Source organism: Acidiferrobacter sp. SPIII_3 (assembly GCF_003184265.1).
Taxonomy (GTDB): domain Bacteria; phylum Pseudomonadota; class Gammaproteobacteria; order Acidiferrobacterales; family Acidiferrobacteraceae; genus Acidiferrobacter.
The window spans coordinates 1,506,085-1,527,795 of sequence record NZ_CP027663.1; the positions used below are offsets into that span (position 1 = coordinate 1,506,085).

20 protein-coding genes and 3 pseudogenes are annotated in these 21,711 nt (G+C 57.3%); 11 read left to right on the forward strand and 12 right to left on the reverse strand.

Annotation, left to right across the window (positions count from 1 at the left end; genetic code table 11):
- Nucleotides 1-269: 269 nt before the first annotated feature.
- The 7 genes from C4901_RS07555 to C4901_RS07585 all read left to right on the forward strand — a co-directional run bounded on the left by C4901_RS07555 (nt 270) and on the right by C4901_RS07585 (nt 8,727).
- Nucleotides 270-1,640 carry an IS4 family transposase gene (locus C4901_RS07555; RefSeq protein WP_110135584.1) on the forward strand — a complete coding sequence of 457 codons (1,371 nt, stop codon included), beginning with the start codon at nt 270-272 and terminating at the stop codon, nt 1,638-1,640.
- 177 nt (nt 1,641-1,817) lie between these two features.
- Nucleotides 1,818-2,576, forward strand: coding sequence for a glycosyltransferase family 2 protein (locus tag C4901_RS19300; protein ID WP_110136805.1), 759 nt, complete (start codon nt 1,818-1,820; stop codon nt 2,574-2,576).
- Between the two features lie 209 nt (nt 2,577-2,785).
- Nucleotides 2,786-4,417 carry a PEP/pyruvate-binding domain-containing protein gene (locus C4901_RS07565; RefSeq protein WP_168185621.1) on the forward strand — a complete coding sequence of 544 codons (1,632 nt, stop codon included), beginning with the start codon at nt 2,786-2,788 and terminating at the stop codon, nt 4,415-4,417.
- A gap of 282 nt (nt 4,418-4,699) precedes the next feature.
- The gene (locus C4901_RS07570; RefSeq protein ID WP_168185622.1) at nt 4,700-5,716 is read left to right on the forward strand and encodes an ATP-binding cassette domain-containing protein; all 1,017 of its coding nucleotides are present in this window, start codon (nt 4,700-4,702) and stop codon (nt 5,714-5,716) included.
- A 17-nt stretch (nt 5,717-5,733) separates the two neighbouring features.
- Nucleotides 5,734-6,516: an ABC-2 family transporter protein gene (locus C4901_RS07575; protein ID WP_168185623.1), complete on the forward strand. Its 783-nt coding sequence runs from the start codon at nt 5,734-5,736 to the stop codon at nt 6,514-6,516.
- 3 nt (nt 6,517-6,519) lie between these two features.
- Nucleotides 6,520-7,326: an ABC transporter permease gene (locus C4901_RS07580; RefSeq protein WP_110136809.1), complete on the forward strand. Its 807-nt coding sequence runs from the start codon at nt 6,520-6,522 to the stop codon at nt 7,324-7,326.
- Between the two features lie 30 nt (nt 7,327-7,356).
- A complete protein-coding gene (locus tag C4901_RS07585) occupies nt 7,357-8,727 on the forward strand; it encodes an RtcB family protein (RefSeq protein ID WP_145960661.1) in 1,371 nt (456 codons plus the stop codon).
- A 961-nt stretch (nt 8,728-9,688) separates the two neighbouring features.
- Here the strand turns inward: C4901_RS07585 and C4901_RS07595 are convergent.
- Together C4901_RS07595 and C4901_RS07600 are read right to left on the reverse strand one after the other, a co-directional pair.
- Entirely contained in the window at nt 9,689-10,306 is a 618-nt protein-coding gene (locus C4901_RS07595; protein ID WP_110136812.1) for a transposase, read from the reverse strand.
- Nucleotides 10,188-10,670, reverse strand: coding sequence for a transposase (locus C4901_RS07600; protein WP_145960662.1), 483 nt, complete (start codon nt 10,668-10,670; stop codon nt 10,188-10,190). The genes C4901_RS07595 and C4901_RS07600 overlap by 119 nt, the downstream gene beginning before the upstream one ends.
- 142 nt (nt 10,671-10,812) lie before the next feature.
- Between C4901_RS07600 and C4901_RS07605 the strand changes: the two are divergent.
- The 3 genes and pseudogenes from C4901_RS07605 (at nt 10,813) to C4901_RS07615 (ending at nt 13,273) form a co-directional block, all read left to right on the forward strand.
- Nucleotides 10,813-12,164: pseudogene (locus C4901_RS07605) on the forward strand (ISNCY family transposase).
- Nucleotides 12,165-12,218: 54 nt separating this feature from the next.
- The gene (locus tag C4901_RS07610) at nt 12,219-12,413 is read left to right on the forward strand and encodes a Druantia anti-phage system protein DruA (RefSeq protein ID WP_110135574.1); all 195 of its coding nucleotides are present in this window, start codon (nt 12,219-12,221) and stop codon (nt 12,411-12,413) included.
- Between the two features lie 365 nt (nt 12,414-12,778).
- On the forward strand, nt 12,779-13,273 hold the full coding sequence (locus tag C4901_RS07615) for a hypothetical protein (protein WP_145960663.1): 495 nt from the start codon (nt 12,779-12,781) through the stop codon (nt 13,271-13,273).
- A 296-nt stretch (nt 13,274-13,569) separates the two neighbouring features.
- Here C4901_RS07615 and C4901_RS07620 read toward each other — a convergent pair whose 3' ends face one another.
- The 3 genes from C4901_RS07620 to C4901_RS19305 form a co-directional block, all read right to left on the reverse strand.
- A complete protein-coding gene (locus C4901_RS07620; RefSeq protein ID WP_110136815.1) occupies nt 13,570-13,899 on the reverse strand; it encodes a helix-turn-helix domain-containing protein in 330 nt (109 codons plus the stop codon).
- Entirely contained in the window at nt 13,896-14,198 is a 303-nt protein-coding gene (locus C4901_RS07625) for a type II toxin-antitoxin system RelE/ParE family toxin (RefSeq protein WP_110136816.1), read from the reverse strand. The genes C4901_RS07620 and C4901_RS07625 overlap by 4 nt, the downstream gene beginning before the upstream one ends.
- Nucleotides 14,199-14,394: 196 nt before the next feature.
- On the reverse strand, nt 14,395-14,634 hold the full coding sequence (locus C4901_RS19305) for a topoisomerase DNA-binding C4 zinc finger domain-containing protein (protein WP_110136817.1): 240 nt from the start codon (nt 14,632-14,634) through the stop codon (nt 14,395-14,397).
- Between the two features lie 539 nt (nt 14,635-15,173).
- On the opposite strand from C4901_RS19305, the pseudogene C4901_RS07635 reads away from it, so the two are divergent.
- Nucleotides 15,174-15,335 (forward strand): annotated as a pseudogene (locus C4901_RS07635) (transposase); the annotation flags it as partial.
- 470 nt (nt 15,336-15,805) lie between these two features.
- On the opposite strand, the gene C4901_RS17640 reads toward C4901_RS07635, so the two are convergent.
- From C4901_RS17640 to C4901_RS07665, 7 genes and pseudogenes are all read right to left on the reverse strand, one after another.
- Nucleotides 15,806-15,967, reverse strand: a complete 162-nt coding sequence (locus tag C4901_RS17640; protein WP_168185624.1) for a hypothetical protein — start codon at nt 15,965-15,967, stop codon at nt 15,806-15,808.
- A gap of 146 nt (nt 15,968-16,113) precedes the next feature.
- A complete protein-coding gene (locus C4901_RS07640; RefSeq protein WP_110136818.1) occupies nt 16,114-16,623 on the reverse strand; it encodes a peptidylprolyl isomerase in 510 nt (169 codons plus the stop codon).
- A 15-nt stretch (nt 16,624-16,638) separates the two neighbouring features.
- Complete coding sequence (locus tag C4901_RS07645; protein WP_110136819.1) at nt 16,639-17,028, reverse strand: hypothetical protein; 390 nt, start codon at nt 17,026-17,028, stop codon at nt 16,639-16,641.
- 91 nt (nt 17,029-17,119) lie between these two features.
- Nucleotides 17,120-18,988 carry an adenylyl-sulfate reductase subunit alpha gene (gene aprA, locus C4901_RS07650; RefSeq protein WP_110136820.1) on the reverse strand — a complete coding sequence of 623 codons (1,869 nt, stop codon included), beginning with the start codon at nt 18,986-18,988 and terminating at the stop codon, nt 17,120-17,122.
- The gene (aprB, locus tag C4901_RS07655; protein ID WP_110136821.1) at nt 18,988-19,470 is read right to left on the reverse strand and encodes an adenylyl-sulfate reductase subunit beta; all 483 of its coding nucleotides are present in this window, start codon (nt 19,468-19,470) and stop codon (nt 18,988-18,990) included. The genes aprA and aprB overlap by 1 nt, the downstream gene beginning before the upstream one ends.
- A 26-nt stretch (nt 19,471-19,496) precedes the next feature.
- A complete protein-coding gene (locus C4901_RS07660; RefSeq protein WP_110136822.1) occupies nt 19,497-20,345 on the reverse strand; it encodes an adenylyl-sulfate reductase in 849 nt (282 codons plus the stop codon).
- 724 nt (nt 20,346-21,069) lie between these two features.
- Nucleotides 21,070-21,609, reverse strand: a pseudogene (locus C4901_RS07665) (transposase); the annotation flags it as partial.
- Nucleotides 21,610-21,711: the final 102 nt, after the last annotated feature.

Below are 21,711 nucleotides of genomic sequence, written 5' to 3' on the forward strand. Positions count from 1 at the left end.
TATATCAGGCCGTCGGAACACAGCGTCACAACGCCGTAAACTCCACCCGTCAAACACTGCGTAGACGATATTGTTCCATGCATGGATCTGCACGTTTATAAGTTGCATGGGAATGGCGTTCCACAGCCCCTCTAAAGGGAATGGCACTTACTTAAGCCGCAGCGACTTGAGCGCGCGGGGCTAAGCGTTTGAAAGTTATGAGGTAGGTTGACCGGGATTGGTACGATGTCTGTTACCAGGCATCCACCGGACCAACCCCGAGGCCAACCTTGAGAGAGCGTAATGCCAAGTTTCATTCCAAGCAACATCGACAGCAGATTAGCCGACGCGCACAGCGGGTCGATGCGGTCGGCTTTTTCAACCTCCTTACCGGCCCTGAGTTGCTCAAAGTGACGGAGGCGCACCTGCCGGAGCATCGCGAGCGGCTGTACCCGCCGACGGTGGCGCTGTCAATGTTCATGCGCCAGGCGCTGGATGCCGATGGCTCGTGCCAGAAGGCGGTCAACGGCTGGGCGGCGCAACGCCGCGCCGAGGGCTTGAGCGTCCAGAGCGTCCGAACAGGCGCCTACTGCAAGGCACGGGAACGCTTGCCGGTGCCCATGGTGACCGGCCTGACGCAGGCCGTCGGTGAACTCATAAGCGCGCGGGCGAAGGCGGGTTGGCGCTGGCGCGGACGGCACGTGAAGCTCGTGGACGGCACCGGGATCTCGATGCCCGATACGCCGGAGAACCAGGCCTGCTATCCGCAGCCGAGCAGCCAGGCCGCGGGGGTCGGCTTTCCATTGGCGCGTGTCGTGGGGGTGATTTGTCTCGCGACCGGCGCCGTGATCGATGCGGCGATCGGCCCGCAGGCCGGCAAAGGCAACAGCGAGTTGGGGCTTTTGCGCACGCTCGGCGCCGCCTTCTCCCCGGGCGATGTGATGCTCGCCGATGCGCTCTACTGCAACTACTTCTTGGTCGCGACCATGCTGGCAGCCGGTGTGGACGTGCTGTTTGAACAGAACGGCGCGCGCCATACGGACTTTCGGCGTGGCGTCTCGCTTGGGGCCCGCGATCACCTCGTCCGCTGGACGAAATCGAAGACCCGGCCCGAGTGGATGAGCGCAGAGCAATACGCGGAATTTCCCGACGCATTGACGGTACGGGAAGTCATGGTGGACGGCCAAATCCTGGTCACTACGCTGCTCAATCCGCGCCAGGTCAGAAAAAACGCCCTCGACCGGTTGTACGCGCAACGCTGGAACGTGGAGCTGGACCTGCGCAACATCAAAACCACGCTCGGCGTCGACGTCCTGCGCTGCCTCACGCCGCGGATGGTCGAGAAGGAGCTGTGGGTGCATCTGCTCGCCTACAACCTGATCCGTCTGCTGATGGCGCAAGCGGCACTCGATGCCAGCGTTCATCCGCGGCAACTGAGTTTCAAGCATACCGTGCAGTTGTGGACCGAATGGACCACGCACCGTGTCGATCTGGGCGCTGATCCGGACACCTTGTTCCGGCTCATCGCACAACTCACCGTCGGCAATCGGCCCGGACGAATCGAACCACGGGCGCGAAAACGAAGGCCCAAGCCTTATCCCTGGCTGAAAATGCCTCGCGCCGAGGCCCGTGAACAAGTACGCAGATATGGGCATTTGTAGTGCTACGGGCTTAAGTAAGTGCCATTCCCTCTAAAGGGGGCTGTGCAACGATAGATTTTACTGCAGAGCTAGCCCGGTGAGAACCGCAATGTTTTCGACATGTCATCCATGTACCTTATCTTCTAAATTTTAATATTGGGTGGGCTGCATTTCTGAGGAACGTAAGGAGGTGCGAGTATGATTGAAGCGACTCCAAAATTGCATGTAGCACCGAAGATATCGGTTGTGGTTCCTGTAAAGAATGGCGGAGATTTCATATACAAGACTCTTCAGACCGTAAGCTGTGCGCTCGCTGACCTACAAGCGGAGGTGATCGTAGTGACAAACGGGAGCAGCGATGACACGGCCGACGAGGCGCAGGAGGCCGCACGCAGCTTAAAAGCTGTGCAGATTCGTGTGATTGTTGTCACGGAGCCGATAGGAAAGGCAGGCGCGTTACTCCTGGGATTTAGCCGGTGCGTGGCAGATAGAATAGGGTTCATTGATGGGGATCTAGGTGATTATCGACAAAGTGTGATGGCATCGGACATACGGACAATGGCCATTATGGCGGCTAACGACGCGTGTGTTATAGCTCAGCGAAGTCATAGGACATGCCCGTATAGAGCATTTATAAGTCGCGTATATAACACGTACGCTCGCGTCCTGTTTTCTCTTGACGTATCGGACGCCCAATGTGGCATCAAATTCTTTCCGATCAATGTCATTAGAAACGCGCCGGCGGGGACCTTACGCGGCGGCCTAGAAATAGATGTCCGAATCCTGTCTTTGGTCAATTTGAGTGGCTACAGGATCAGGATCCACACGATTGACTGGGACACAAGCGCTTCGCTAAACATTATTGGCGCTGTTCGCTTTGCTGCATTAGTGGGTGTCCCTATGGCATTGCGCCTTCTCAGGCTCCGTGCCACATTACCGCGCTTTGTCAGCCAATGATCAATCTAGCGGAGGCAGCTAATATTTTGCCGCAAGAGGTCGGCAATAAAGCCTACAACATATGGCGCTTACTGCAACACGGTATTCACGCTCCGATTACGTTCGTAATTCCCGCCAGACCGATCCACGTTGCGCGTACTGGTAAAATGGGCCGACGGCGAGCTTATACAATAACGACGAAGAGACTTACATCGCATATCCGACAGGCCGTGGAGAAACTTGGTGATGCGCCCGTCGTGATTGTACGTTCGTCGTCCATATATGAGGATACGGTCCACCGTTCAGGCGCCGGTAAGTATAAATCTGTCCCTGCATGGAACCGCACAGAGGCGCTTCTAGAGGCCATTAATAAGGTAGTGCGGGCGGCTATAGAAATAGATGGTGGTGCACATGCCACCAGTGCCACTCCGTTGATTGTGGAACCCTTGATCGACGCAAAGGTAGCTGGGGTCGCGTTCGTAAAACGGGACGTAGACGGGTATCGCATAATTATTGAAAGCACGTGGGGTCTTAGCGTAACAATTCTTCATGGTCTAGTGAGTCCTGATAGGGTAATACTGTATGTAAGTAAAACAGACCATACGGACATAACGATTGAGGATGAGGTAATTGGTGGGAAGGATATCACAGTGTTGGCATGCAACCGCTCATGGCTGGACGGGCGAATTTTCCCGTCTGATGTTCACGACCTAGCGCTGGGGGAGCACGCGATCGGTGCGTGGAAGGTATTATACGGAAGTGCGGACGAGCCATTGGTTGTCTACAAGACTCCAGATTTTTATCGTCAAAACATAGCTCTATCGAAACATGATATAACGCACTTGGCGGACGCATGCATTAGAGTCTGCGGAATACTTGACATGGATGCAGACATCGAGTGGGCTATAGACGGCAATGGAATCTGGATAGTTCAGGCTCGGCAAATAACTGTCGACGTCCGTGGTATCACGAGAAAGACGGGTGCGTCTATATTTGAAAGTGCCAAAAATGATATTGAAGATCCATGGAAACAGCAGCACGTCAAGTTATCACTTAATGATATTGGACAGGCAGCCAACCGTGAGATCATTAGTCTCACTGGGAACCCTGTTGCGCCTGGACGATGCAGCGGAGTCGCGCGCCTATGGAGAGAATCATGGCATGCGACTGATGCCGCCGATCGGCAACGACTTTGTGGGATCTTAGTGTGTGACTATATTATACCAGAAATGATGAGCCAGATAGATGACTGTGTAGGAATCATAACATCACAAGGAGGAATGCTTTCGCATGCGGCAATTCTTGCACGCGAGCTAGGTATTCCCTGCGTCACGTCGGTGGTTGCGATATTCGCGCATGTCGCGGACGGGGTCTGGATAGAAATGGATGGGATGGCAGGGACAGTCGTTGTTGGCGGAGGCGGGCAGATTCACGTGGGATTGGGGGAAGCGCCGTCACCAGTGTCGGTTGAGGACACTGAGGAATGTGGGGGCCAGGCCCGCCATGATGAGGCGACAGAATCGCGTAGCTTCCAATTCGTAGAGTCTATAGAACACTGGATGGCGGTCAACACGTATAAGGATCCTACGCAAGATCAAGTAGCGTGCTTAAGTGTGAGCTTGTGCTTAGAGCTAAAAAAGTTGGGCATCGGGGGATTGCGGCGGATCAGTGAGGGAAAAATTGGGGCAGATGGTAGGCTTGGTATTTACGTGCCAGATGGGCTTTGTTTGGAGGACGAAAAGCTATCGAAGACACTGTCAAAGATAATGGCCATGAGATCAACGTCGTTCAGGTATGGGCACATATATTGGGTTCGAGAGGCGGGAGGCTCGAACGAGAGCAAGGGTTTAGGAGCAGCGTGATTATCGCGCGCGATAATAATATAGACAGCGTAAATATGTAAAAGGAGCGCATTCTGATAGTGTTCGTCACATACCGCCGCGTGAGGGCTGCTCTCTCTCTCGCCAGTTGCGAGAGGATCTGAGCCGAATTGCTGATGGGGATTAAGCTGGAGTCTGAACAGGATCTGTGACGGGCAGCCGCTGGGTTTCTAACGGCCGGAGCGCCTCGATAATTAGTTCCCTGTGCGGGGAGAGTTGCGCGGCTGCTGACAGGAGCCCATGAGGCGTACGGGGAGGCAGTGGATGATCGAGGTAACGGATCTGGTCCGTGTGTATCGGGTGCCGAACAAGGCTCCAGGTCTTGCGGGTGCCATGGGCCACGTCGTGCGCCCGCGATGGCGCGACATCGTGGCCCTGCATGGCGTCAGTCTACGGGTGGAGGCTGGGGAGCGCATCGCATTCGTGGGCCCCAATGGTGCTGGCAAATCGACGACTCTGAAAATTCTGACCGGTGTGTTGACTCCGACGTCTGGAAGCGTGCACGTGGACGGCCTCGTTCCCTGGCGCGACCGGATCGAGAACAATCGTCAGATAGGGGCGATATTTGGCCACCGCACGCAGCTCTGGTGGGACCTTCCGGTCATCGAGTCTCTGGAGACGATTCGTCGGCTGTACGGGGTCGACCGGGCGGCCTTCGAGCACACTATGGATCGTCTGGTCTCTGTCCTTGAGATCGGAGGTTTACTCGAAAGACCAGCCCGTCAGCTCTCTCTTGGCGAGCGGATGCGCTGCGACCTCGCGGCAGCATTGTTGCACGAACCTCCCATCCTTTATCTGGACGAGCCCACCATTGGTCTCGACGTCGCCGTCAAAAACGACGTACGGCAGTTTCTTCGAAAACTGAGTAATGAGAGGTGCGTCACACTTATGATGGCCTCGCATGACATCGGTGATATCGACGAAATATGTGACCGCCTAGTCATGATGGAACGTGGGCGAATCGTCTATGACGGGAGCCTGGAGGCGGTGCGGGCGCGCTTTGGGCACGAACATCTGATCGAGTTGGTGTTTTCCACGGCGGTGCCCGACGCCGTTCTCACCGCTCGTGGACTGCTGGCGTCGTACCCAAACGTCTCACTCGTCGCCGATGGGGCCTATCGCCTGCAGATCCAGTTTGATAGCCGACTGGTGAGCTCAGCGCGTCTGATTCATGTGCTGCTGCCGGTGTTCCCCGTGAAAGATCTGCGGCTGGGTGGGCCAGACACTGAAGGCGTAATCCGAAGATTGTATAAGGGCGAGTTGAAGTACGAGGACGGCTGACTGTGTTGACAGCGAATATGGCATCGTATGGGGCCCTGGTGCGCGCGGCATTCCTGGATGGAATGGCGCGCCGGCGAACGGCCCTGTTTGCCTTTCTCGGCAATCTCGCCTGGCTTGTCATTCCGTATTCCATCTGGCGCGAAGCCTATTCGTCGGTCCATCGCGTCGGCGGTTTCGACTGGGGGCAGATGCGTACCTATCTGGTGTGGTCTTTCCTTATCAACGGGCTGCTGACGTTTCGGGTCGAGACCCAGCTCTTCAATCGGGTACGCACCGGCGAAATCCTGATGGAACTGATTCGGCCGATAGATCTCCAGAAGGGGCGTCTGGCGATGGTCGTGGGCGGCATTCTGGCCGATGGTCTCTTCAGTATCCCGTCCATGCTTGTGCTGGCGGGGATATTTCTGCGCCCGTTAGCGCCAGTGTCGGTCGAAGCCGGTGCGGCATTCGGTGTGAGTGTGGTGCTAGGGTTCGTGGTAAAGTTTTTGATCAGCTATCTCACGGCCGCAGTGTCGCTTTGGACGGAAAACATCGTGGGCCTTGTCTGGCTGCGCAACGCCGTTACGGATGTCTTGTCGGGCGCCGTGGTCCCGCTCGTATTGTTGCCGCCTGCGCTTGCCACGGTCGCTGCGTGGTCGCCATTTGAGGCGATCGTCTACATCCCGCTGTCCGTTTACCTGGGGCACGTAGCGCCTCTGTCGGCGCTTGCCGCGCAGGCCGCCTGGGTAGTGGTCTTGTGGTTGCTGGCGAGGGCCGTGTGGTCGGTCGGCCTAACGCGTCTCACGGTCCTTGGGGGTTAACCTATGAAGGACTGGAAGCGCTGGATCTCCTTGTATGTGAGGCTCATTTTCCTGCACATTCGCTCGCAGTTCGAGTTTCCGGGGGATTTTTGGATTGGGGTACTCGGTTCAGCGCTCAAGCAGGTCACGGGGTTGATCTTCCTGGGGGCGCTTTTTGCGCACATCCCGGCCATTGCCGGATGGAGTCGGTGGCAGGTCGCGTTTCTGTTTGCCATGATTCTGATACCCCAAGGCATCGCCGATGTTGCTGCGGCGGGCCCCTGGACCCTACGGACGCTCGTAAGTCATGGGGCCTTTGATCGCGTCTTGCTAAGCCCGGCCCCACCCCTGCTTGTGGTGTTGACTAAAATATCAAACTTCCATCAAGGCGCGGCGACCGGCCTCCTGGGTGTCGCGCTCGTTATGGTCAGCAGCGCTCATCTTCATCTGGCTTGGGACGTCGCGCACGCTATGTATTTTGGCTGCGCGCTCATAAGCGGCACGGTCATAGTCTCTGCGGTGAATCTGGCCGCGAACAGCTATGTGTTCTGGGAGCCCACACCCACGAGCGCCGTGCCGTTCTTTGTCAATAACATCGCCGAGATCGCCAAGTTTCCGATGAGCGCCTATGGTAAAACCGTGCAGTTTGCCCTGACCTACATCGTGCCATTTGCGGCGGTCAGCTATTACCCTGGGCGGATTTTGCTCGGTAAGTCGCCGCTTAATTTGGGGGCCTTCGCCTATACGCTCTTCATGGCGTTGGCGACCAGTATCGTGGCCTATGGCATCTGGACGCGCGGTCTCCGTCGTTACCAAAGCACGGGGCACTGAGAAAAAAGATCAGCTTAAAGGGGTACGCCATTGACATACAGAAACATCAACGATGTGCGGTATGTGTCAGTCCGCTGCCGTAATGGAAAAGATATTGTCATGTTCACCCCTGAACTTATTGCGCAATATTTGATTGACTCACCGCTCCTTCCTGAGCTGTTAGATATAGCCGCGTTGCCGTCTCTCGGTGCTACACTATATGTGTATCCAGATGCATCCATGAAGACATTCGGATGGCCGTCTGGCTTGTTGGCCACGACAGTGGGAAGTGGAGGTTACATATATCCGGCTGCGATGCCAGATGCGTCTGACGCCTTTCTTGTGGCTGCCCTAGACGCACATATTGACAGTATTGACTCCCGCACTGCGAGGCAGATATTTTACGATCTTGAAGAGACTCTTAGGACGCCGCGTGTATTACCTGGCGAGCACAAATTTGGGCTGCGGCGAGCGCGATCATCCACCAAACAGAAGCAGATCGAATTGGGCAACCTATCCTGGCTACCGGAGAAGGTGCAGAGGCAAGTTCTTGCTAGCTATGGTGTGGCGTATGGCCATTTTGTAGAATTACGCATAGTACGGAGCATAGTCAATAGCGACCCGAACCTCAGAAGAACACTGACAGAGGGCCAAATAGTCGCAATCGTACACATGGGGGCTGGTCCTATAGCGGACTATATTACGTTTGAGGTTGGCGAGAAAATGGTGGAAAGAAATATTGCCAAAGAGGATATACCGCGTGACATGATCCGCAAGGGCTATTATGGCGCGCCAAGGACATCTGACTTAGGGCGGGAGTATCTTTACGGGTATGAGCGCGGAGCATCGTACGCATTTCGCAACAGGCTACTTATATTGGACAAGATCGCCACTGTCGTAGGGAGATTCACAGAATGGCGAGAGAAACACCCCGCTATATTATCGCATAAAGTGCACTCAGGGATTGAGCGAGGGAGGGATCATGGAATTCCGATAATGCGGAGCTTCCGAGGCGTGCAAGCATTCTCAAATACCGAGGATGCGACCGCCCGCGAATATGGCTGGTATCTATTCGTAGCGGGCGGTCTTTTGAGTCCGAGTTATTTGGTTTCCGAGGGCGAGTATGGAAGCTTGTTTCTGAATCGTTGCTCTCACGGCATCCCGGCATGGGAGATGTTATCGCGTGGTGAGGACGGTTCGAGCGATACTGAAGGTATGGGAAACGGAGAAGTATTGACGAATGCCGTTATCGAGCCAGGACAACGCCAAAGGGACTGCCGTAATGGCGATCTCGTAATGCAATATCTGGCGAACAGTCTGGCCGTAAATGTGGTGGCGAGCTTGTCACCATTTATGTCATTTCATTTTAATGGCGTTCGTACTGAGCCGGCTAACAGGCAGCACGAATCGGAGAATACCTGAGCCTTTTGAGGTGAGAACATATGGTCGGGCTATTCGCCAGACGCGACTGGAAGAGGTTGTTTGCCAATGAAGATGACTGTAATCTTCTCCTAGAGTCACGATCACATGTCGTATTTGACTATAATGATATGTTTTTCGGGGCAACATCTGAGGAGGTGAGTTTGTATGCGGATGGATTAGTATATATGAATAGGAGCTTTTATGGTGAAAGGCGTCCGTTCGGTGTCAAACGGCGAGACGGGGTAGTGGTTATCGAAAAGAGAGTCTATAAATCGGCATTGCTCCGCTTCAGGATTGGGTGTTTCTCGTTCCCGCGGGTGGGAAATTTGGAACGGAGGTTCCGCACGGCAACGCGCGTGTTTGGCGATAATGACGGATGGTTGGGGCGCCGGTCGTATCTGGATAACAACATAGAGAGGCGGGCTCTTATATCCCTGATGTCATACCATGTAATGAACTGGTTCATTCCGTTCAGAGCCTTCAATCGATATTTAGTATCGCTCTTTGGCGAACAGGATGGGGAGCACATTTTCCGATCAATGTTTGTGTCACGCATTGGTAGTCACATTAGCTCATGTAGCAATGCGGACGATCGAATAGAGCATATACATATAAGTAACCCATATAGTAAAAAGAGGGGCGTGTTGGACAGGGTCTCGGAGATATGTGAGTGGATGACGGAGTGCGATGCAAAGGATTATCAAACATTGATGGCAATAATGCACATAGCGATGCTGGCCGCCACTGAAGAAGAGCTTAGGAGGATCGTGCAGTTGCGCATATTTTCCGACGACCGTGGCAAACGAGACGTCGAATGATTTGCGCGCCACGACGGTCTTTGTTCAAGCTAATCTTGGCAGCGAAGCAAGCAAGAACAAAGATAGATATTTTTGGCTATATCCGGATCTCCCCACCAATAAAACCCGCAGATTCCCTAGCCTCATAGTGTTTTCCTCTGCCCTCACAGCGTACGCAAATCGGAAGGAATGTGCGCAGGGATATCGAGGTCTCCGATCGTAAGGAAGATCAGGTCAGCGAAGGGCTCCAAACCGCGGAATCCCGAGGCCCGGTTCTTCACGATCTTGAGTAGACGGTTGATGCCTTCGCCCACGGCATTGGTGAGCGGGCGTTCAATGAAGGAGAGGATATTGTCGAAGTGGTTCCGTACGGTGGTCACAAAGGTCTTGAGCGAGGGCAGCCGGCTTCTCAAGGCCGCGGTCATCCAGCGCTTCAAGAACTGCCTCGCCGCACCGGGATATGTGAAATGCCAGATGCGCCCGAACTCATCCTTCAAGACCCAAGCGCGATGGATGCGCCGGTTGGAGGTGCGTAGCGCGTTTAAGAAGCGCGACTGTTTCTTGGAGCGATTGCGTGCATGCATCCCGAGCATCCACCGCAGCCCCTTGATGGCCTGACGCCCCCGCTTATCCAGTCCCCGCCACTCGTCTTTCCGGACGGCATCAAGCGCCTCGTTCAAGGCCTTCACCACATGAAAGCGATCGATCACGAGGGTGGCGTTCGGGCAGTGGTGTTGAATGGCCCCAGTGTAGGCGCGGCCACTCGTCTTTCCGGACGGCATCAAGCGCCTCGTTCAAGGCCTTCACCACATGAAAGCGATCGATCACGAGGGTGGCGTTCGGGCAGTGGTGTTGAATGGCCCCAGTGTAGGCGCGGCTCCTGTCGCAACTCGCCCAGCGAATGCGCTGCTTCTGGCCATCCGATAACTGTTCGTTGAAGAACCGGTCGATGGTCTCGCGCCCCTTACCTTGACCTACCCACACCACACGGGAGCGGTCCAAGTCGTAGATTATCGTGGCATATTTCCGGCCTTTGCAATACGCGATCTCATCGGCTCCGAGGGTCACCAAGCCCCGGATCGTGTGGCCCGTGCGCACCCGGGTGATGACCCGGTGCAGACAGTTAGAGAGCGTCGATGGGGCCATCTTCAGTATGGCGGCAGCAGTTCTAAATGTAGGAATGATTATCAATACCGGGTCACGGCCATGAACCGGTATGTCTGGGGGCTGGACAAAAGTTACGGTTCACGGTATAAAGCGCTGGGTCATAATATTCAGCGAGCAGAGCTTGGCTTTTCCGTTAGTTGGGAGCCCCCTTGATTTTAAGGGATTAGTGGCCTCCCTCAGGGAGTTGATGCAGCGGTTCCCGGACAAGCGGACGGGAAAGAACTGCGTCTACGCCATGGAAGACGCGGCCTTGGCGGCCTTTGCCGTGTTCACTATGCAAAGCCCTTCGTTTCTAGCCTATCAGAGGACGATGAAACAGACCAAAGGCCAGAGCAACGCGCACACGCTCTTTGGCATGAACCTGATCCCGACTGACAACTGCATCCGCAACCTGCTGGACCCGGTGGCGCCCAGTCATGTCACCCCCCTATTCGAACAGACATTCGAGGCACTGAACGCGGGCGGCCATATTGACCCTTTTCGCGTTTCTCTCTCCTCATCCCAGAACGGTGCCGGCCAGCTGCTGATCGCCCTAGACGGGACAAGCTATCACCATTCTCATACCGTCCATTGCCGGCAGTGCACGAAGATCGAACACAGGAAGGGCGAGGTCAGCTATCAGCACACGGTGGTTACACCGGTCGTGGTGTCTCCCGAACGCAACCAGGTCATCGCGCTGGCGCCGGAATTCGTGACCCCCAGGACGGTCACGACAAGCAGGATTGTGAAACGGCGGCAGCCAAGCGGTGGCTTACCGCCCATGGTGCCCGCATCAAAGCGCTCAACGCGACGATTCTGGGCGACGACTTGTATAGCCGCCAGCCGATGTGCGAAACCGTCTTGGGCCTGGGACTCCATTTCCTTTTCGTGTGCAAGCCGAGCTCCCACGTCACGCTCACCGAATCGATCAAAGATCTCACCGCCCAGGGGGCTATACAGACTCACCAGGTCCTGCGCCGCAAGGGCAAGAAAGCCTGGACTGACACCTATCGTTTCGTCAACCACGTTCCCTTGCGCGAGGGCGACGATGCCCTAGCGGTCAATTGGCTGGAGTTGACCACCCAAGACGCCGCGGGCAAGCAGACATACCAGAACGCCTGGATCACCCAGCATGCACTCGATAAAGCTCATGTCGCGAAAGTCGCTGAAGCGGGCCGCGCGCGCTGGAGGATCGAGAATGGCAACAACAATGTTCTGAAGACCAAGGGGTACCATCTTGAACACAATTTTGGGCACGGCAAGAAGTATCTCTCCTCGCTGCTGTGCACCTTCAACCTGCTGGCCTTCCTGCTGCACACTTTCCAGGAAATAACCAACCAAAAATACCGCGTGTTGCGCGCGACCCTCCCCACCCGCAAAAGCTTTTTCGACAGCATTCGGGCGCTCACAACTTTTATGTGTTTCGACAGTTTCGAGGCCTTGCTCGACTTCATGCTGCGGGGTCTCGACATCGACGCGCCCGACAGCAGTTGAGGGCCGCCATGGAACCCATTCGATTGGCAAACCGCCTACGGCGTCCGCCCCCTTTTGGCTGAGACCTTTGTTGATCCCACACGCTTTACGGGCCACTGCTACCGCGCGGCCCACTGGATCGACGTCGGTCTCACCACGGGCCGCGGCCGTGAGGATCGCCATCACGAACGCCATGGGGCAAGCCCCAAGCGCGTCCTGGTCTACCCGCTGGTGCCCGATGCCCGACAAAGGCTCCTGCAAGCCCCGTAAATTCTTAAGCGGACGCCCCCATTCGAGGCGGAGCCAGTTCACATTGAGAATTGCTGCCCCACACGCGCCCGTCAGGGCGATGGGCCAGGGAGTCAAGTGCCACGAGGGCCGCACCGGAGAGCGGTATCCGGCGAGGCGTCCCGGTCTTGGTGTGCGGGATCAAGAGGACCCGTGCCTGACGGTCCAGGTGCTCCCATCGGATGGTCGCGATCTCGCCCCCGTGTGTGGGCGGCCGCCAGGAGGCGGGTGTGTTCGTCGCCGACCAGCCGCCGATCCCGGGCGTTCGGCTGGCGAGGCTTGCGGACGAACTCTGTAGGGTTCGCAAGTGATTCCATGCCCCATTCTCGGCGGGCGATCATAAAAAGGTGGGAGAGGGTCGCGATGTAGGCAAATACCGTTCGGGGGCCAACCCCCTCGGCTTCCTTGAGCTTGACTGCAGCAGTCACGTCCTGTCCCCGGATGTTCGCCATCGGGCGGCAGGCCAGGGTCAGCGGCTGGCCAAGAAAACCTGCGCTCGCGCGGTGATCGCGCAGCAGGGGGTCGTAGACCTTGGTGAGGCCCGGACCCGCGCAAAACTCATGGAGTATTTCAAGAAGCATGCGAGATTCGGGATCAGCAAAGACCAGTGCGATACCCTGGTCGCGGAACTCAAGGTCCAGGCCCTCCAGAGCGGCGTGACGCTCCACGAGGCCGCGCTCCAGTCGTGTACCACCAACACTCGACTCCTAGTCGCCGGACATGAACCCCGGGCGATCGCCCAAGCCGCGCGTGAACTCGGCGGACTGCCCGGCGTGGTCGCCGTGGCCGATCTGCTCGACCAGATCAAGCGCGCCCCGGGCGCCCAGCGCGCCGGCCCCTAAGCCCGGTCTGAATCCCAACCTCGCAAACCCCTGATCCGGACCCATCGGAGGCATCCCCGCGTCTGGAGGCCGTCGCGGACGCCGAATCGTCGCCCGAACGGGCCAGCGCGGGCCACTTTTCGGCATGAACCACCGGAGACTTGGCAAGGGGAGGGGGTTTTGGGGGCCTGGAGAGGTCTGCGCGAAGGGTAAGGGCGAACCACCACGGCCCTGGTAGGTATGGAATATATACCGATGAGGGCCGAGGTGGTCGCGCGGAGCCCAGGATGCGCGGCGCGATAAGGCTTGGAGATGGCTTATGCCGTGAAGACGATTCCCACGCGTTTGTGGTGCGCGTTGGGGGTGGGTCGCGCGGGTCCAATAATGATTTGCACATCAAGCCCCAGCCGTGCCAGCCCATCCAGCATCTTCGTCTCGCTTATGCCGCGGAACTGACCGCGCAGCATCTGCGAGAGCTTGGGCTGAGTGAGGCCAAGAATGGTCGCCGCATGCTGTTGGCTCCATTGCCGTTCCGTGATAATCTCGCCAATCTTGACGGCGAGCTGGGCTTTCATCATCATCTCTTCCGCATCCGGGCGACCCAGGTCTTCGTAGACGTTCCCACTGCTCGGTTCGACGGTCTTCATGAGTTCTCTCCTTTCGCGTGCTGTTCGGCAATGCGCAACCGCTCGTGAATCTTGTCAATGTCGGGCTTGGGCGTGGCGATCCCGTGCGTCGATTTCTTCTGGAAACAATGCAGCACATAGATAGCCTCGGCGAATCGCACGGTATAGACCGCCCGAAACGAGCCGCCCTCCGACCGCTCCACAATCTCCTGGACATCCGCCGATCCGAAGCCTTTGAGCGCTTTGGCCTGTTCGTGCTTCCCTCCAATCTGCGCCAAGTACAGCGCGTACCCAAAGGTGTCCTGCACCTCTTCCGGCATCGCGCAGAGGTCTTTTTTCGTGCTTGCGATCCAGAACAAAGGCTTCGTGGTCCAATGATACCCATATGGGAATAACGGGGCAAGGGCATACAATTCCGTGCCCCGATTTCTGCCCCCGCTGATAACTCCAGAGGTCCCTAATGGCCCCCAATGGCCCCCATGCAGGGGGCCAGTCGGGACGGCTGGTATGGGGGAGTCAGTCCGCGTCGGTCGCGTCTTGTGTCTCCCGGCAGTCTGGGTATTTTTTGCACCCAAACCACGGGCCGTGCTTCCCGGTTTTGAAAAACCGCATGTGCCCATGCGCGGGATCGGCGGGGCACACGGGCGCGGGCTTTCCGTCCGGTCCAAGGTCCACGGTCCCCTTACACGTCGGGTACTCGTTGCATGATAAGAACGCGCCGTTTTGCCCGTGACCTCGCGCATGGGGCCATGGCATAGTGGACAAGGGATGGTCGAAATGTCAGTCATGGTCTATCCTCCTGGGCCGGCCCATCCGGCCCTCGTCTATAGCTATCGGTGGGGAAATCAGCGTGGCTGGGGCCGACTAGAAAAACATTTGGACTCAGGGGATTTTCGGTAACAAGATCCGTCACGCCGCGCTCGCGTACAATGGCCCAGCGCTGTTATACCGCGGACCGCGCCTTTTGTTCAGCCTTCGTGGTCATTGCCACATTGAGAATTGCTGGCGGCTACAGGTCGGCAATGCGGCCGAGGTCCGGCCGGTGGGTGGAGGCGTATCGGCTTTGCCTGCTAGAAACACTGAGGTGTCTTCCGCAAGAGACCTGGGCCAGAGCGCACCAACCGCGCGCTGAGCATGCCTACGAGCGCCAGCCGCGACATGACCGGGCCCTCTTGACCCGCGCGGGGGGGGTGCACGAACGGCCGCCCATCCTGGTGCGGCACAACGGCCAACGCGACGGCATCGCCAAATCCGATATTGTAGGCCGCATGGCCTACGCCCATAACCTGTGAGAGCGACTGAAGGAGCACGAAACCGCCGTGCTGCTGTTCGCCAGGGATCCGAGCGTTTCCTTCACGAATAACCGCGCCGAGCGCGATCTGCGCATGAGCAAGGTTAAGCAGAAAGTGTCCGGCTGCTTCCGCAAGGCCGAATTCGCCCAGGCCTATTGCCGCATCTAGAGCTACCCGCAGACCATAGCCAACCACGGCTACAACCCTCTCGTCGCTATCCAAATGATCCTATCCGGTCAGCTCTACGCCGAAACCGGATGAGCAGTTACCTGAGGGTTTTAGTGGTGGGGAGATCCGCATATAGCCTATTTGTTTCATGGACGCCAACCCTTCTCCCATAGAACCTTGTCCAGTTCTAGCACGAACCAAGCGCCCCCGAGCCGCCACCAAGCCTGCTCGCACAGACGGCGCCGAACGTGCGCGCTTCGCGCGCGGTAATGTATCGCGCCACGGGCTTTGTCTCCGAGCACAAGACGAGATGTTCCATGTACGAACCTTTCAGGCTGCGCGTACCGCGCAGTAGGAACGCCGCTTCATCAGGACTCAGGCGACGCGTCGGGCGGGACCTTCGAATCCGGAACGTCTTGCTCATGTAAAACATGGCCACGCGACCGGTCAGGTTAGCGCCGTCGGATTTACGGCTTCTTGGGCGTGGTGTATTTGACTTCTTTATGGAACGGTTCCCAGATGGTCTCGTATCCAACGTAACCCTTCTCGTTCGGCGCTTTTTGCCGGGTTGTCAGAAAGCGCGATTTACCTTCCGGGACCGGACGTTTGGTTTTGGTGGGCTCGCTCATTGTTTACCTCGCGATGGAAAATGGGGCTCGGAAACACCGATACCAGGCTACCCAACGCGTAACAGATCGAGCGATGGAGTGAAATCCGGTTACCGGGTTTAGGTTCAGCGCTGCACTTTCTGTTGCGCAGGCCGTTTTTACACCATTCAAACCGGAACGGCGCGACAGTTATTCAGGTCAGGGGCCGCTTCCAACTTGCCGCCGTACTGGATTTCCTCGTCGGTGGCATCACGTACCATCACTATCTCAAGCTTGAAAATCACTTCCCGGCCGCACAGCGGGTTATTGCCGTCGATCGTCACCGTTCTGGCGTCCAGTCGGGTCACCAGAAAACTCTTGGTTTGACCGTTGTCGTTTTCCATCAGGATGGCCGTGCCGACTTTACGGTATGCCTCGGGGACATTCCCGATGGGTTCAATAACCACCAGTGCTTCGTCCCGGGGGCCATAGATGTCGTTGCAATCTATGTGCACTTCGACGATATCGCCCTCGGATTTGCCTTCCAGCACGTCCATGACCCGGGGCGACAATATCTCGGTGACGCCATGGACATAGCCAAGAGGAAACTCGACCTGCGTCAGAACCTGGCGCGTTTTCTGGTCGATGACCTTGTATGTCAGTTCGACATATTTGTTCTCTTCGATGATGGCTTTCATGGGTACCCCGACGCTTCAGAAAATGGAGGCGGCAAAGATGCGCACCTCGCCTTGTTCATAGCCTAGCACCAGCCGACCGAGCCATTCACCTTCCCTCTTCGTGCTTCGGACCCGGTACAGCACCGTGACATGCTGCCCTCTACGGATGATCCCAAGGTAATCCCATTCTTCGTGCAGGCTTCGGGTCAGTTCGCTGTTGGCGAACTGTTTGCCGACTTCGACTTCATTGAGGCCGAGCAGCAGGTCGTAGGAGAAATTGCGGATGAATTTGCCGTATTGCCCCTGGTTGGAGTATTTGATCAGGTCGCGCCACATGGGGTGGGCGAGCGCCAGAATCGCCTCGTCGGTGTGGTCGATAATGTTCGTGGAGGTCTTGGGTGTGGGCTGAACGACGGAGCTGCTCATGAGTAAGTCCTCTGAAAAAACGGTGCAATATAAGCGGCGGGCCTTCAGGGTGGTCGGCAGCGGCCATCAGGCGCGCCCCCGGGGCTGCGGCTCACTCGTCCTTGCCGGCCAAGTGGTAGCATGGGGCCTTTTCCATGGTGTATTCGCCGGTCTCGGGATTGCGACGCGATACGGTGAGGACGTGCCAGTTTGCATCGTCGAGCTTCATCGCGTCCCCCCGGTAGTAGTAACCTGGCCAGCGGGTTTCCTTGCGGAACAGGGTGTGTTGCATGACCGCTTCGGAGGTGAGGTGGCGGTGCTTCAGTTCCCAGGCGCGCAAGAGCTCGTGGATGTCCTCGGCGGCGATCTTCTCAAGGTCTTCTTCCATGATCTTGAGTTTTTTCAGGCCGATCTGCAGCAGTTTGTCGTTGGTCATGTAGTTGACCGTCGCCCCTGCGCAGTACTCGTCCATCAATTTCTGCAGACGGTCCAGACCTTGTCTGGGGTTGATGTAGTGCGGGTTGACGCTACCCGCCGTGATTTCGTTGCGGTTGATCCTGTAATGCTCCATCGGCTTGAAGATTTCTTCCCCACGGCGTTGGATCTGCGCGTCGGAAATCTGGATGCCCTCGGCCTTGCCGTCGTCGATGTATTTGCACGCGGCCTTGGCGGCCAGACGGCCTTCGGTAAACGAGCCCGACGAGAACGCGTGCGGCGTACCACCGACGGCGTCGCCCGCGCCGAACAGGCCTTCAACCGTGGTCATGCGGTTGTAGCCCCAGTAGTACTCCGGAGGGGAAATGTCCTCCGGGCCTGAACACCAGGCGCCGCAACCGGTGGCGTGCGAGCCCATCACATACGGCTCGGAGGTGGTCAGTTCCGGGTTTTCATACCTCGGGTTGACATCAGTCGCCGCCCACAGTACGGCCTGACCCACGGTCATGCCGAGGAAGTTATGCCAGCCGATCTCCTCAAGGTGCGGATCCTGGAAGGCCTCCATCGTCACCATATGGATAGGACCGCGGCCGGCGTTCACCTCGGAGATGAATGCGTGGTTGCGCAGACAGGTCGGAATAGGTTTGTGGGACAAGTGCTGGCCTTCGGTATCCAGATATTCCTTGCCGACCATTTCAGTCAGCGCCGGGAACCACTTCGACTCGTACTCTTCGCCATTGCAGTTCTGCGTGTAGGTCTTGAGGTGCAGGAAGTACGCTCCCACCGGACCGTAACCGTCCTTGAATCGCGCCAGTACGATACGGTTTTCCATCTGGGTCATTTTCGCGCCCGCCTGGATCATCAGGGCGTAGGCTGAACCCGATGACCACGGCGCATACCAGACGCGGCCTGCGCCTTCACCGACTGAGCGCGGCTTGAATATGTTGGAGGCTCCGCCCGCACCGACAATCACCGTCTTGGACTTGAAGACATGGTAGTCACCGGTGCGGACGTTAAAGCCGACTGCGCCGGCCACGCGATTCTCCTTGGCGTCATCCATCAGCAGATGGGTGATACAGATCCGGTTGAAGACCTTGTCGGCGGATTTCTTGGCGGCCTCGGCGACGATCGGCTTGTAGGATTCGCCGTGAATCATGATCTGCCAACGCCCTTCGCGCTGATAAGCGCCGGTCTTGGGGTCGCGCATTATCGGCAGACCCCACTCTTCGAACTGGTGAACGGCTGAATCAACGTGACGCGCCATATCGAACAGCAGGTCTTCGCGCACCATACCCATCAGGTCCATCCGTGCGTAACGGACGTGATCTTCAGGCTTGTTCTCGCCCCAGCGCGTGCCCATGTAACAGTTGATTGCGTAGAGGCCCTGGGCCACCGCGCCCGAACGGTCCATGTTGGCCTTTTCGGCGATGACGATCTTCTTGTCCTGCCCCCAGTAGCGCGCTTCCCACGCGGCACCCGTGCCGCCTAGGCCCGCTCCTACGACGAGGATGTCGATGTTGTCTTCGACAACCGTGTTGTAAGCCATTAGTAGTACACCCCTTCTTTCATCACGAGACCGTTCGATTCCAGCGTGTGCAGATCGCCTTCGTCCATGCGAATGTATTTGGGCTCGTTAAACAGTAACTGGCTATCACGCATTGCTTGGCTCGGCGCGGGCACATCAGAGAGTTGAGGGATGTGTTTGCCCCAGGGTTTGGTCGTGATCGGTGCCAGCAGCTCCATGTCTTTTTCGCCATTGCGGAACTTGATGCGCCAGGCAATGACGCCTTTTTCCTCGTCACGGCGGACGCGCACCGAATGTCCCAGCGGGGCGAAGTCGGCGTAGCCGCGCACATCGATCGCGTCCTGCGGGCAGGCCTTGACGCACGAGTAGCACTCCCAGCACATGTTCGGCTCGATGTTGTAGGCACGCCGTGTGACTTTATCGATATGCATGATGTCTGACGGACAGATATCAACACAGTATCCGCAGCCATCGCAACGCGTCATGTACACAAAGGTAGGCATGGTGTTCCTCTCGATTGATTGGCCTGTTAAAAATGGTTGGCCGCTTCACGCTTGATTCCCAATCCCATATTGGGCGGGTTGGCGCCCATGTAGGTCGGGATATCCGGAAACCTTGCCTGCACTTCAGGATCCGACAAATCGTAGATTGCGGGCATGTTTTCCCTCGAGCCATCCGCCTTGATAACGCGCTTCTGGAACGCGGCCGCGGGCTTGAAGAACATGTGCGCAAACTTGGACCAGTACACCGAGCCAAATAGCAGGGTGCTGAAGGCGATGAACAACACGAAGAACAGCATGTTCAGCGCGCCGAGTCCCGTAGTGAAAGACCAGAGCAGTGCGAAGGTGGCCATGCCAAGCAGGCCTACGATGAATAGGTCGCCGCGCCCGTTGAGGTGATACCACTTGACGCCCTCGCTGGCGACGTCGACACGGATGCTGAACCAGAACCAGTAACCCCCCAGGCACAGCATGGCCGCGCCCAGACGCCAAAGCAACGGCAGGATGCTCGGCGCCGGATCGCTCAAGGTCGGATAGCCAAAGATCAATATCGCTGTGGTGACGACAAAAATCATGAAGCCGTACATCGTGAAGAGGTGGGAAATGCGGCGCTTCGAATTGTCGAATTCACCCGAGGCCAGCACCTCCTTGGCGACGGTCTTCAAGGCCAGCGTGCTTTTTTCACCGGTACTTAGCGTGCGCGTCGCGTTCTTTCTTGCCTTCCTGGCATTCTCGAAAAAGTACCGCGCGCTTTTCTTGTGACGCATGTCGAGTATGGTCCCGGCGACCACCAGTAGGAGCATCAGCAGGACGTATGCCTGCATGGCAGTCGGGGGTATTATGGCGGCGAGCTCGGCGAAGGGGTTGCTAGCGATCATGGGCTCAGGTCTCCTTGGGGCTTTACGAACGCGAGCAGGTGTCGCTGGATACGACAGCGCTGGCCGCGCATGGACTCGGCGGCCGGTGATGGGTCTGGCCAATCCCCCGCATGAACATGGCGGTTGATCAGCTCTCGTCTGAATGGAGTAACGCCCGAAAGCCGGTGACGCACAGTGGGGTTTATTGGCCTTCTTGCGACAATCGAAATGTGTTGCAGCTGTGTTGGATAGGACTTAAGAAAAGTGGAATACATCTTACTGGCTGAAAAAACGGGCGAAAGGGTAGCGCGCGAGACCGCTTGTCGAGCTAAGCGGAACCCACCATCCCGATGCCCAAAAATCGCGATTCGCGGTTTTCCTATGACTTGTCTCCTCTGTCGACCGCATAGCAAAACTCAATTCACACTGAGTATCATACGCCTTTAGGGTAACTGATCAATAACCCGTACCCTGCCGCCCACGGTTCCGTCAAGGTCGTGCCGCTAACGCGGCGCCTCGATCACGAAAGGCCTGAGGCGAGCCCAGTCGAGGGGGTGGGTGGCCAGAAACGGTGGGGAGACCGCTTTTTTGGGTGAATTACCCCCAAAGAGGCGCTAGCGAGGCGAGCGCTTATGGCGAGGTAACCCCACGCGGGCCTTAGGTCTTCGGGCTTGGCGTGAAAGAAACGCTACAGAAGGCGAACGCAACCCTGGCTCGAGAAGGCTATGTGGCGGAGAATCGATTGTCAGGCACTCGCCAGGAAGCCGAAATGCGTCAAGGCCTTGATCCAGCGTGGCGCATTGCGTTGCACGGACAGCGCCTCGTAGTCGGTGGCGGCATCTCGGTAATGCTCACCACGCTTCAACATAAAGAAGATCGTGCGCAGGAGCTTGTGGGCAATGGCGACGATAGAGCGTTTGTGGCCGTGCCGGACGACCAGGGCCTGGGGCTTCGACTTGAACACCGATTGCGTCCGGCTGGCGGCATGAGCAAATTCGCAGAGCAGACGACGAACGGTGGGGTTGCCCTTGCGGACATGTCCAGACTTGCGCTTGCCCGCCGACTTGTTGTTGCCGGGACAGACCCCGGCCCACGAGGCCAGTCGGTCGGCGCTGCTGAAGGCAGTCATGTCGGTGCCAATCTCTACAAGCAGCATAGCCGCGCCAATCAGATCAACGCCGGGCAAGGTTTGCAGCAGGGCCAGGGCGTTCTGGGCGCCCGCGAGACCGGCGAGCAGCCGGGCGTCGAAGCGCGTGATGCGCGCCTCGATCTCCTCAATGTGATGCACGAGTTGCGAACGAACTCGGTAGGGTTGCCCAGCGACTCCATACCCCATTCCCGGCGGGCGATTGTAAAAAGATGCGAGAGGGTCACGATGTAGGCGAAT